We start from the raw sequence: 13,088 nt of genomic DNA, 5'->3' as shown, positions 1-13,088 counted from the left end.
AAATTCAGCTCCTTTCATTTATCAACTATCTTAAATTGCTTTCGTAAGCTTCTACCATTTTCTTAACCATCTGTCCGCCTACTGATCCTGCTTCTCTTGAAGTTAGATCTCCGTTATATCCCTGTTTAAGATTAACACCTACTTCATTAGCTGCTTCCATTTTAAATCTGTTTAAACCTTCTTTAGCTTCTGGTACTAATGCTTTGTTACTACTTCTATTTGCCATGATAAATTCCTCCTTTAATTTAAGTTGTATTAAGTAATAATCATTGTTGTAATATTAATATTACCTATTTGAAAATTAATACACTATTAAATTGGTGGGAACTCATCCATTAGATACCATAAAATCTAATAATTTAAATTATATTCTTCTAAAATAGACAGTGGCATTTCCATTCTTGTAGTTTTTAAAGGGTCTACAATTTGACAAATTCTAAGATTACCAACAAGAGATAACAGCATAGCAGCTTCATTAACATTTACATTTAAGTTTTCAGTCATGAACTTATGCATATTATGAGTTGCCATTTTTGATGCTTCATCTAAAGTTTTTGCTGAAGCTATAGTCATTATATGTTCTCCTTGAACAAGCATAGGAAGTGGCATAGTTTTTCCCTTTAATACATTTATCTTAACTTCTACTTCTCCTGGTATTTCAAGTCCACATATAGCAACTTCACCATCTCCCATTACCGCATGAAGATCTCCAATAGATAATAGTGCTCCCTTCACATTTACCGGAAGATAAAGTATTGATCCTTTTACTATTCTATTACAATCCATATTTCCACCATGATAATCTGGAACCATATTGTGTATCTCGCCTTCCGCTGGCGCAGTTCCAATAACCCCTATCATTGGATTTATAGGAATTTCTACTTTTTCATTAAATATGGCTTTTCCATCTTTAATAGGTACTTTTTTAATTTGATCATGAGTAATTACATCTCCTAAAGCACCTACATTAGGTCTGACTCTCATTGTACCTTCTTCAGCTACTCTTATATCTAATATTTCTATTTTTAAAATATCAGATACTTCTGCTCCTTCAATATACAACGGTCCTGTAGCAGGGTTTCCAAAGTTAGGATTAATGCTGCTTCTTTCTTGATTCTCACTGCAAATTTGATTTTTATAACAATCGAAGGTTTCAAATGCTATGATATCTCCATCTTTTGCACTTTCTACCCATTCATTTTCCTTTGTCATACTAAATACTGATTTTTCTTTTAAAATTCTTTTCATAAAATATCATCCCCTAAAAGTAAATTTTTCCATAATAAAATTATTATATCATATTTATTTTATAAATTTAAAAAGAACTAGCTTAAAAAAACTAGCTCCTCTATATTAAATTTACTCCTATATTTTGCTTATACACTATGCTCTATAGTATCCATTAATCTTTACATAGTCATAAGTTAAGTCGCATCCCCAAGCAATTGAATTATAAATTCCATCATTTAGATCAATAATTATATTTATATAATCCTCTTTTAAAATTTTTTCTACTAATTCCTTATTGAATATAGTGCCAGAACCTTTTTCCACAATTTTAACCGTATCTATATTATTTTTAAAAGTTATATCTACATTTTGAGGATCAAACTCTGCACCAGAATACCCTAAAGAACACATAATTCTTCCCCAATTTGCATCACTTCCAAAAAAAGCTGATTTTACTAAGCTAGAAGATATAACTGATTTGGCACAAATCCTTGCATCTTCCATAGTTCTAGCATTATTTAAATTTATTTCTATAAGTTTTGTAGCCCCTTCGCCATCCTTAGCTATCATCTTTGATAATTCTTTATTAACAAAATCAAATGCTTCCTTAAACTTAAAGTATTCATCATTTTTCTCATCTATTACTTTATTGCCAGCGGTACAATTTGATAATACAACAGCCATATCATTTGTACTTGTATCTCCATCTACTGATATCATATTGTATGAGTCAACAACGCTTTCTTTTAGAGCCTTTGTTAGCATTAATTTTGATATATTTACATTTGTAGCAATAAAACTTAAGATTGTTCCCATATCAGGATGAACCATACCTGAGCCCTTTGCAATACCTCCAATACATATTAATTCACCATCTATTTCTAGCTCAACAAATATACTCTTTGTAAAGGTATCTGTAGTCATGATAGCTTCCTCTGCCTCTTTTCCACCATCATAAGAAAGCTTTGTGCATCCTGCTTTTATACCTGGAATAATCTTATCCATAGGTAATGGTATTCCAATTCTACCTGTGGATGCAATTAATACTTCCTCCGGAGATAATCCTAGACAATTAGCTGCAACTCTTCCCATTTCATAGGCATCTTCAACTCCACTTGCACCCGTGCAAGCATTTGCATAACCACTATTTATTACTATAGCTTGAGTATTATTTGAATTAATGTGGTTCATATTTACTAAAAGCGGAGCTGCTTTAACTTTATTTTTTGTGAATACAGCAGCAGCCACTGACTTTTTTTCACTATAAATTATACATAAATCCTTTTTTTCATTTTTTCTAAGTCCAATATGAAGTCCTGTTGCCTTGATATGAGGTACGTCAGTAATGGTCTTATTGTATATAACTTTCATGATTATCTCCTCCATATATTACTTTTTATATTATAATCCCATAGATAAAGCTTCTAATCCCGTTGTTTCTCTTAAATCAAACATAATGTTCATATTTTGAACTGCTTGACCAGCCGCTCCTTTTACTAAATTATCTATAGCTGATACTACAATAACTCTGTTAGTTCTCTGATCTACCTTTATACCAATATGGCACAAATTTGATCCTCTTACCCATCTAGTTTCTGGTGATCCATTAATTATCTTTACAAAATATTCATCCTTATAAAATTCCCTATATATATCGATTAATTCTTCTGTTGATAACTTATCTATCAAATTACTATAACAGGTAGCTAAAATCCCACGATTCATTGGAACTAAATGAGGAGTAAAAGATATCATTATATCTTCCCCAAAAACTTTACTTAGCTCTTGTTCTATTTCCGGAGTATGTCTGTGACTTCCAATGCCATATGCCTTTATAGATTCGTTGCACTCTGCATAAAGTGAATCAATTTTCGCTGCTCTCCCAGCCCCAGATACTCCTGACTTTGCATCTATAATTATAGTCTTGGAATCAATTAGCTTGTGTTTTAATAAAGGTGCTAATGCTAATATGCTAGCTGTAGGATAGCAGCCTGGGTTTGCTAATATATTAGTTTCTTTAATACATTCTCTATTAAGTTCGGATAAACCATATACTGAATCCTTTAATGCTGATGAATATTCATGCTTAATTCCATACCAATTCTTATACACTTCTTCTGAATCTAATCTAAAGTCAGCACCTAAATCTATTACCTTAACTCCTAACTCTAGAGCCTTTTTTGTTATCTCAAAAGACTTACCATGTGGTAATGCTATAAAAAGCACATGGATTAAATTTAACCTATTAAATGCCTCTTCCGTGCTAACGCAAACTTCATCTAAAAATCCATAATAATTTTTATAAATTTCATCATAATTCATATCTGTATAATTATGAGAACTTAAAAATTTTATATTCACTTCTTTATGATTATTAAGTATCCATACCAATTGTTCTCCGGCATATCCAGTTGCTCCCATTATACCAACATTAATCATACTATCACCTCAGTCATATTAATTTTTTATTTAAGAATAATTATGCAATAAATTTATAAAAAATGCAATATGTTATTGAATTTTTATAGATATGATTGTATAATTATACTCATATTACACTATGAATGGAGTGATATTATGAATCCTCAAGATAATCTTTTAGATGCAAATAATTTATTACATCTTAATAAATATACTGGAAAAACCTTTGTAATTAAATATGGCGGCAGCATAATGGACAACCAAACAGCTCAACATGATTTTTTTCAAGATGTGTTAACTTTAAGTAACCTAGGTATCAATATTGTAATAGTTCATGGTGGTGGACCTGAAATTTCAATGTGGCTTAACAAAATTGGTATCACTAGCAAATTCATTAAAGGCTTAAGGGTTACAGATGCACCAACTATGGAAATTGTTGAAATGGTGCTATCTGGGCATGTTAATAAAAATTTATCATTAAGCTTAAGCAAAATAGGTGCTAATGCTATTGGTATAAGTGGTAAAGATAGTAATCTAATTAAAGCTAAAAAGAAATACATCTATGAAAAAGATGAAAAAATAGACTTAGGTTTTGTCGGTGAAGTCGTAAATATAAATGATACTGTATTACTTAGTTTAATTGAAAAAAATTATATTCCTGTAGTATCTCCAATTGGTTGTGACTTAGATGGCAACAGCTATAACATTAATGCTGATTATGCAGCAGCTTCTATAAGCGGTGCTTTGAAAGCAGATAAATTAATAATTATGACAGATATCGAAGGAGTATACACAGATATAAATGATTCTTCTACACTGCTAAGCTCTATTACCGCTGCCGAAATTAAGGAATTAATAAGCACTGGTATTATTAATGGAGGAATGATTCCCAAATTGGAGTGTTGTACTAATGCATTAGAAAAAGGAGCAAAAAATGTTCATTTATTGGATGGAAGAAAAAATCATAGTTTATTACATGGTATAACTACAAATTGTGGAACTAAAATTATATAAAGAAGAGGTGTATTTAGATGTCAAAAAATAATATAATGAATACCTACGGAAGATTTGACGTTACTTTTGAAAAAGGCATTGGCAGTAAAATTTACGATATTACCGGAAATGAATATATTGATTTTGTTTCAGGTGTAGCAGTAAATTGCTTAGGACATAGTCATCCTTCAATTATTAAAGCTATAACAGAACAAAGCAAACAATTGATGCATATCTCAAATTACTATTGGAACACCAAGCATACACAGCTTTCTGAAAAATTAATAAATAACTGTGATCATGAAAAAGTATTCTTTTGCAATAGCGGAACTGAAGCAATCGAAGGCGCTTTTAAGCTAGTAAGAAAATATGGTAAATCAACAGGTAATACTGATAAATCAACCCTCTTATATATGGATAATTCTTTCCACGGTAGATCCATGGGCGCACTTTCTATTACCGGTCAGGAAAAATATCAAAAGGATTTTTTGCCTTTAATTCCTAATGTAAAGAAAATAAATTTTAATGATATAGATGACTTAAATGAAAACTTTAACGAAAATGTATGCGGTATTATTTTAGAGCCCATTCAAGGTGAAGGAGGCATAAATGTTGTAAATTCTGATTATTTGAAAGAAGTTAGAAATTTATGCGATAAATATGATGCTTTACTAATATTTGATGAAATACAATGCGGTATGGGAAGATTAGGAGAACTTTTTGCATATAAAAAATTCAATGTAATCCCAGATGTTATATGTATTGCCAAAGCCTTGGGTGGTGGTTTCCCAATTGGTGCTTTTATATCTAATGAGAAAGCTTCCAAAGCTTTAGTACCTGGTGATCATGGTAGTACCTTTGGCGGAAATCCTCTTGGTTGCGCTGTTTCTTTAGCTGTTTTAAACGAGCTAATTGAAGGTGGAATTACTTCCACAATAGCTTCAAAAGAAATATATATAAAAGAGAAGCTAAATGAACTTAAAAATAAATATAATGTTATAGAGGAAATAAAGGGCATGGGTTTATTAATTGGAATAAGCATTAACACAAATCCAAAAGAATTTATGAATTTATGCTTTAAAAAAGGTCTTCTTGTAGTAACGGCAGGAACTAATGTTATAAGATTGCTTCCTCCTCTTAATGTTACAATACAAGAAATTGATGAAGCTCTTAATATACTTGAATCAGTTATGAAAGAACTATAATTATAATACAAATACCCCAATACTCTTACAAAGCATTGGGGTATTACTATTCTCTAAACTAATGTAAGTTCTTCTTATTAATTTTCATTAAATTCTTTAGCTAACCTCTCAAAAGCAGAAATAGAATTTTCAATCGTATCAAACTGTACACAATAGGAAATTCTAAAATATCCTGGACATCCAAAGCCACTTCCTGGTACCAGTAACAAATTATATTTTAACGCCCTCTTTACAAATTCAACATCATCATCTATAAGTGCTTTAGGAAAAAGATAAAAAGCTCCTTGAGGCTTTACGCATTCAAATCCTATTCTCGTAAGATTTTCGTATAAAAAATCTCTTCTCTTTTTATATTCTTCAATATCTATATTAGCTTCTAAAGAATCACAAACAACTTTTTGAAATAATCCTGGGGCATTTACAAAACCAAGTGTACGGTTGCAGAAGCTTAGAGCATTCATAAGTAAGTTTATATCTTTTATTTTGCTACTTGCAGCAATATACCCTATTCTCTCCCCTGCAAGCCCCAATGACTTACTAAATGAATTTACTATAATTGCATTATTAAAAATTGAAAGCATACTGGGCACCTTAGTTCCATCGTAAACTATTTCACCATAGGGCTGATCTGAAATAACAAATATAGTTGTCCCATATTCCCTTTCTTTTTTCTCTATAATTTCTGCAATATGCTTTAGCTTCTCCTCACTATATACAACTCCAGTTGGATTATTGGGATTGTTAATGATTAAAGCTTTTGTATTCTTAGTAATACTATTTTCAAAATCACTTAAATTCGGCTCAAAATTAGATTTATCTGGAGAAACAACTACTGTTTTCCCTCCATGATTATCAACATAAAAATTATATTCTACGAAATATGGTGCAAAAACAATAACCTCTTCTTCATTGTTAAGTATAGCCTTTAAAACTACGTTCAATCCCCCTGCAGCACCAACTGTCATTACAACATTATCAGCTGAGAGTTCAATATTACTTTGCTTTTGTAGAGATTTTGCTATTTTTTCTCTAACCTCTGGATATCCTGCATTGTTCATATATCTGTGAATCCCTTTTTCACTATTTAATATATATTTCTTAAGTGATTCCATAACCTCTACTGGAGGTTCTGCATAAGGATTTCCAAGACTAAAATCATAAATATTATCTGCCCCATATTTTTTAGAAAGTTTTTCTCCCTCTTCAAACATAGCCCTTATCCAAGAAGCTTTGTCCAAATTGTTTACTATTTTTTTCGAAAACATAATAGCCCTCCTTTTATTTATAGCAAGAATAAATAAATTTTTAAGTTTGTACTATTTTAATATAAAACTCTGTATAATGCCATACATAATGCTAAATTAATATTTATAAAAAAGGAGAGTTATAAACTCTCCTTTTTGGATCTTAGCTTTTCAAATGATACCTATTTCTTATAGTAATAATGCCATTACTGCTTTTTGGACATGCAATCTGTTTTCTGCTTCATCAAATACAAGAGATTGTGGGCCATCAATAACCTCTGAAGTTACCTCATAACCCCTGTATGCAGGAAGGCAATGAAGAAATATTGCATCTTTCTTCGCCATGGAAAAGAGCTCACCATTTACCTGATAAGGTTTAAATATTTCTATTCTTTTCTGTTTCTCTTCTTCCTGGCCCATACTTACCCATGTATCGGTATAAACTACGTCTGCATCCTTTACTGCCTCTATAGGATCTTCTGTAATTGTTATATTTACTCCTGTAAGCTTAGCATCTTCCTTTGCGCTTTTAACTATTTCATCATTACATTCATATCCCTTAGGTGTAGCAATTGATATATCCATTCCAACCTTACTGCAGCCGTAAAGAAGTGAATGTGCAATATTATTTCCATCACCTACATACGCAAGTTTAAGTCCATCAAGCTTTGACTTACTTTCATATATAGTTAAAAGGTCTGCTAAAACCTGACATGGATGAAATGAATCAGTTAATCCATTTATTATAGGTACCGTTCCATACTTTGCAAGATCCTCTACGTCACTTTGTTTATAAGTTCTTATCATAATTCCATCCACATATCTTGAAAGCACTTTAGCTGTATCTTCAATAGTTTCCCCTCTACCAAGCTGTATATCTTGAGAACTTAAAAATAATGGGTATCCACCTAACTGAACCATTCCAACCTCAAAAGAAACTCTTGTTCTAGTAGATGACTTGGTAAAAATCATACCCAAGGTCTTTCCTTTTAAAATCTTATGCTCTATATCATTTTGGAGTTCATATTTTAGTTTTTTAGCCATCTCAAGTATATTGAAAATTTCTTCTGTAGTTAAATCTTTTAAGCTCAATAAATGCTTCATTTTCCCATCCCCTTTAATTATCTTAATATTGATCTAACGAATATATTTCAACTTCATCCTTCTCATCAAAACTGCTTAAAGCCTTTATAATTGCACTCACAGTATCTAGAGATGTTATACATGGCAAGTTATATTCCATAGCAGTTCGTCTAAGTAGAAAACCTTCTCTAGAACTTATCTTTCCCTTAGTAGGAGTATTTATTATCATTTGAAGTTTAGATTCTTTAATCTGCTCACTAACTTCTTTCATTGGTATTAAAGCAACATCTATATCTTGTTCCTTTAAGTAAGTATAAGTATTTTCTGTTGCAAACACCTTATATCCTAATTTCAATAGCTTCATTGAAAGCTGTAAGCTCTCTTCCTTATCTCTTTCAGCTATAGACAAAAGTACATTCCCTTCTTTTAAAATTTTTACACCCGAAGCTAAGAGTCCCTTATATAATGCTTTTCCTAAACTTTTATCAACACCCATTACTTCTCCAGTAGATTTCATTTCAGGACCTAAGAAAGTATCTACCATAGTAAGCTTCGAGAATGAAAATACAGGAACCTTTACAGCTACTAAAGAGCTTTCCTCTGCCAGGCCTGGTGTATACCCCATATTCTCTAAGTTATCCCCTAAAATAATATCAGTAGCCAGTTTAACCATAGGTATACCAGTAACCTTTGTAAGTATTGGTACTGTTCTGCTAGCTCTTGGATTTACTTCTATGATTTGAACCTTATCTTCTTCATCTATAACAAACTGAATATTAAATAGTCCCTTTATTTTTAATGCCTGTGCTAATCTTATGGTGTAATCTACAATTACTTCCTTAGTATCTTTACTTAAGGTTATTGGAGGGTATACTGAAATGCTGTCACCTGAATGCACCCCTGCTCTTTCTATATGCTCCATTATTCCAGGTATTAAAACATTCTCTCCATCTGAAATCCCATCTACCTCTACTTCTTTTCCCATTATATATTTATCTATAAGCACTGGGTGCTCCTTGGAAGCGTTCACTGCAAGTTTCATATATTCTTTCATTTCTTTATCGCTATATACTATTTCCATAGCTCTTCCTCCTATTACATAAGAGGGTCTTACTAATACTGGATATCCGATTTTATTTGCTATACTTAATGCATCTTGTACACAATGGGCAGTACTTCCATTTGGTATTGGTATATCAAGACTTTCAAGCAACTTAAGAAACTTTTCCCTATCCTCAGCCATATCTATACTTTCTAGGTCAGTACCTAAAATCTTAACACCAGCTTTTTGAAGTGAAGCTGCAAGATTTATGGCTGTCTGCCCTCCAAACTGTAATATTACTCCCATTGGCTTTTCTCTTTCGATAATATCTAGTACACTTTCACTTGTAAGCGGCTCAAAATATAATCCATCAGAAATGTCAAAATCAGTACTTACCGTTTCTGGATTGTTATTTATAATTATTGATTCTATACCTTTTTCTTTAAGCGTTTGTACTGAATGAACACTACAATAATCAAATTCAATTCCTTGTCCTATCCTTATAGGTCCTGAGCCTATTACTATAACTTTGTCCCTACCACTTACCTCTGCATCGTTCTTTTCTTCATATGTTGAATAATAATATGGTGTAGTAGCTTCAAATTCTCCTGCACAAGTATCTACCATCTTGTATACCGGATGAAGATTAAACTCTTTTCTTTTTTTAGTAACTTCTTCTGTAGATACGTTAAGTAAATTCCCAATATATGAATCTCCAAAACCAATTTTTTTTGCTCTATTCATGAGTTCATAATCCATTTCATCAATGCTATTACTTTTTATTTCTTCAGCTAAAGTTACTATCTTCTGAAGCTTTTTAATAAAGAAATAATCTATCTTAGTTATATTAATGATTTCTTCTACAGATACTCCCTTTTGAAGGGCTTTTGATATGGCAAATATTCTTTCATCACTTTGCTCTTTAATAAACTCTATAAGCTCATCTATGGACTTATCTTCAAAAAGCTCTAGTCCTAACTGATAATCTAGTTTTACATCTAATGAATCTATTGCTTTTAGAAGGGATTCCTCAAAATTTCTTCCAATTGCCATAACTTCACCTGTGGCTTTCATTTGAGTTCCAAGTGCACGATTTGCATCTCCAAATTTATCAAAAGGCCATCTTGGCACTTTAGTTACTACATAGTCCAGTGCAGGTTCAAAACAAGCATAAGTATTTTCAGTAATAGAGTTTTTTATTTCATCAAGATTTAAACCTAGAGCAATTTTAGCCGTAACCCTGGCAATTGGGTAACCTGTTGCCTTAGAAGCTAATGCGCTAGATCTACTTACTCTAGGATTTACCTCTATAACTACATACTCCATACTATTTGGATTTAATGCAAACTGTATATTACATCCTCCATTAATCCTAAGAGCACGAATTATTTTAATAGATGCAGATCTAAGCATTTGGTACTCAACATCACTTAAGGTTTGACTAGGCGCCACCACTATACTATCTCCCGTATGAACACCTACTGGATCAAAGTTTTCCATATTGCATATTACAATACAATTATCTGCATTATCTCTCATAATCTCATATTCAATTTCTTTCCAACCAGCTACACTTTGTTCCACTAATATCTGATGTATCATACTTAGTTTTAAACCACGGCTAGCAATATCTTTAAATTCGTCTAAATTATTAGCTATTCCTCCACCAGTTCCTCCTAAGGTATATGCAGGTCTAATAATTATAGGAAATCCTACTTTATTTGCAAAATCTAATCCATCTTCTAAAGTGGTTACTATGCTACTAACTGCTACCTTTTCACCTACTTGTTCCATTGTTGCCTTAAATAACTCTCTATCCTCTGCTCTTTGTATAGATTCAAGCGTTGTACCTAAAAGTTTTACATTAAGCTCTTCTAGTATTCCATCCTCAGAAAGTTCTACTGCCATATTAAGTGCTGTTTGCCCTCCAATGGATGCTAGTATACCATCAGGTTTTTCCTTATAAATAATCTTTTTTATGAAATCTAATGTGATAGGTTCTATATATACTTTATCTGCTACATCCACATCGGTCATAATAGTTGCTGGATTACTATTTATTAGGACAACCTCCACGCCTTCCTCTTTTAATGATCTGCAGGCTTGTGTGCCAGAATAATCAAATTCCGCAGCCTGTCCTATAATAATAGGACCTGATCCAATAACCATAACCTTTTTTATATCTTTTCTCTTAGGCATTGTCCTGCACCTCCATCATTTTAATAAACTCATCAAAAACATAAGCTGAATCCTGAGGACCAGGAGCTGCTTCAGGGTGATATTGTATACTTAAAATTTGATACTTCTTATGCCTAAAACCTTCAACAGTACCATCATTAACATTCATATGAGTAATTTCAACTTCATTGCTTATATTTTCTTCGAGAGCATAACTATGATTTTGTGAAGTGATATATATTCTACCTGTTTTCAAATCTTTTACAGGATGATTTCCTCCATGATGACCAAATTTTAATTTATATGTGTTTCCTCCAAGGGAGGTTCCCAAAAGCTGATGTCCGAGACAAATACCCATAATTGGCCTTTTGCCAATTAGCTTTTTAACATTCTCTACAACACTAGCCAAATCTTTAGGGTCTCCTGGCCCATTAGATAGGAGAATACCTTCAGGGTTTATGGATAAAATATCTTCTGGCAAGGAATGGGATGGAAAAACATAAATATCACATTCTCTGTTTTCTAGATGTCTTAAGATGTTTTTCTTAATTCCAAAATCTATTACAGCAACCTTTTTTCCTTTACCTTCAATTCTATACATATTCTCAGTACTTACTTCCTTCACAAATTCTCTTTTAATTAATTCTTTTTCTTTAATATTATTAATTTGTTTATCAATATCAAAGCATTCTGTAGAGATTATTCCATACATACTACCAGCACTTCTAATATGTTTTGTGAGTGCTCTTGTATCTATATCTTTTATACCTACAATCCCATGTTTTATAAGATACTCTTCTGTTCCTATGCTGCATCTCCAATTACTTGGTTCCTCACAGCCTTCTCTAACAATAAAACCCTCTACATAAGGTTTAATAGACTCCTTATCAATATCATTACATCCATAATTTCCAATCAGTGGATAAGTCATTGTAACCATTTGACCATTATAGGATGGATCCGTAAGAATTTCTTGATATCCCGTCATACAGGTATTAAAAACTACTTCTCCAAATCCATCTCCTTTTGCGCCATATGAGTTTCCAATAAAATAGGTACCATCTTGTAATACGAGTATCGCCTTCATACATATACCTCATTTCTATGCCAATTGTTGCATAATCATTAATATTATATTTTCACTAATATTACCACATAAGCTTTTATACATTGGTATATAAGCAAACTTCAATTTAAAGCTAATATATATTTATTCTACGTTTTTAATAATTATACATAAATCCGGATAATAATGCAATAGCTTCAGAATAAATATTAATATTTTTTGCATATATATTCAGGATTTATTGCACTAAATCGTATATTATAAGGTGTCATAGAGAACGGATTCACTTCTCAATTTTATGATTATATAGAAATCCATGTGACTAAATTGAATGAACATCACGATAAAACTAAAGAAAATATATGAATTGCAGAATCAGACGGAAGGTCAATAGGTGTAATAGCTATAATAAAGTAAGATTAAAGTTATTTAAAATCTAAAAGAGCACATCAAGTATACTTGATGTGCTCTTAATTATTTACCGTTTACTAAAAGTCTTTCAAAATTAAACAGAGAATGAAACCTTCAAGAAAGCTCATCGCTTCTTGTCGACTCCTTAGAAAGGAGGTGATCCAGCCGCAGGTTCTCCTACGGCTACCTTGTTACGACTTCACCCCAATCATTGA

10 protein-coding genes and 1 rRNA gene are annotated in these 13,088 nt (G+C 31.9%); 2 read left to right on the top strand and 9 right to left on the bottom strand.

Going from position 1 to position 13,088, the window contains the following annotated elements; translation table 11 throughout:
• Positions 1-25: 25 nt before the first annotated feature.
• The 4 genes from BSD9I1_RS07440 to argC form a co-directional block, all read right to left on the bottom strand.
• Positions 26-226 (bottom strand): alpha/beta-type small acid-soluble spore protein, encoded by a 201-nt coding sequence (locus BSD9I1_RS07440; protein WP_035311976.1) that lies wholly within the window; start codon positions 224-226, stop codon positions 26-28.
• Positions 227-351: 125 nt separating this feature from the next.
• On the bottom strand, positions 352-1,248 hold the full coding sequence (locus BSD9I1_RS07435; protein WP_186429804.1) for an acetamidase/formamidase family protein: 897 nt from the start codon (positions 1,246-1,248) through the stop codon (positions 352-354).
• Between the two features lie 135 nt (positions 1,249-1,383).
• Positions 1,384-2,601: a bifunctional glutamate N-acetyltransferase/amino-acid acetyltransferase ArgJ gene (gene argJ / locus BSD9I1_RS07430; RefSeq protein ID WP_373419347.1), complete on the bottom strand. Its 1,218-nt coding sequence runs from the start codon at positions 2,599-2,601 to the stop codon at positions 1,384-1,386.
• Between the two features lie 30 nt (positions 2,602-2,631).
• Complete coding sequence (gene argC, locus BSD9I1_RS07425) at positions 2,632-3,669, bottom strand: N-acetyl-gamma-glutamyl-phosphate reductase (RefSeq protein WP_186429802.1); 1,038 nt, start codon at positions 3,667-3,669, stop codon at positions 2,632-2,634.
• A 138-nt stretch (positions 3,670-3,807) separates the two neighbouring features.
• Between argC and argB the strand changes: the two genes are divergently transcribed.
• Both argB and BSD9I1_RS07415 read left to right on the top strand, forming a co-directional pair.
• Positions 3,808-4,665 (top strand): acetylglutamate kinase, encoded by an 858-nt coding sequence (gene argB / locus BSD9I1_RS07420; protein WP_186429801.1) that lies wholly within the window; start codon positions 3,808-3,810, stop codon positions 4,663-4,665.
• Between the two features lie 17 nt (positions 4,666-4,682).
• Positions 4,683-5,849, top strand: coding sequence for an aspartate aminotransferase family protein (locus BSD9I1_RS07415; protein WP_186429800.1), 1,167 nt, complete (start codon positions 4,683-4,685; stop codon positions 5,847-5,849).
• A gap of 77 nt (positions 5,850-5,926) precedes the next feature.
• Here the strand turns inward: BSD9I1_RS07415 and BSD9I1_RS07410 are convergent, their stop codons facing one another.
• From BSD9I1_RS07410 to BSD9I1_RS07390, 5 genes are all read right to left on the bottom strand, one after another.
• A complete protein-coding gene (locus BSD9I1_RS07410; protein ID WP_186429799.1) occupies positions 5,927-7,114 on the bottom strand; it encodes a pyridoxal phosphate-dependent aminotransferase in 1,188 nt (395 codons plus the stop codon).
• Between the two features lie 168 nt (positions 7,115-7,282).
• On the bottom strand, positions 7,283-8,197 hold the full coding sequence (gene argF / locus BSD9I1_RS07405) for an ornithine carbamoyltransferase (protein ID WP_186429798.1): 915 nt from the start codon (positions 8,195-8,197) through the stop codon (positions 7,283-7,285).
• A 22-nt stretch (positions 8,198-8,219) separates the two neighbouring features.
• Positions 8,220-11,417: a carbamoyl-phosphate synthase (glutamine-hydrolyzing) large subunit gene (carB, locus tag BSD9I1_RS07400; protein ID WP_186429797.1), complete on the bottom strand. Its 3,198-nt coding sequence runs from the start codon at positions 11,415-11,417 to the stop codon at positions 8,220-8,222.
• Positions 11,410-12,483 carry a glutamine-hydrolyzing carbamoyl-phosphate synthase small subunit gene (carA, locus tag BSD9I1_RS07395; protein WP_186429796.1) on the bottom strand — a complete coding sequence of 358 codons (1,074 nt, stop codon included), beginning with the start codon at positions 12,481-12,483 and terminating at the stop codon, positions 11,410-11,412. The genes carB and carA overlap by 8 nt, the downstream gene beginning before the upstream one ends.
• Before the next feature lie 539 nt (positions 12,484-13,022).
• Positions 13,023-13,088, bottom strand: a 16S ribosomal RNA gene (locus tag BSD9I1_RS07390); the annotation flags it as partial.

It is taken from the genome of Clostridium sp. BSD9I1 (assembly GCF_900185645.1).
Lineage (GTDB): Bacteria > Bacillota > Clostridia > Clostridiales > Clostridiaceae > Clostridium_AK.
The sequence above is the reverse complement of the archived record's forward strand: the minus strand, read 5'-3'. Positions and strand labels throughout refer to the sequence as shown.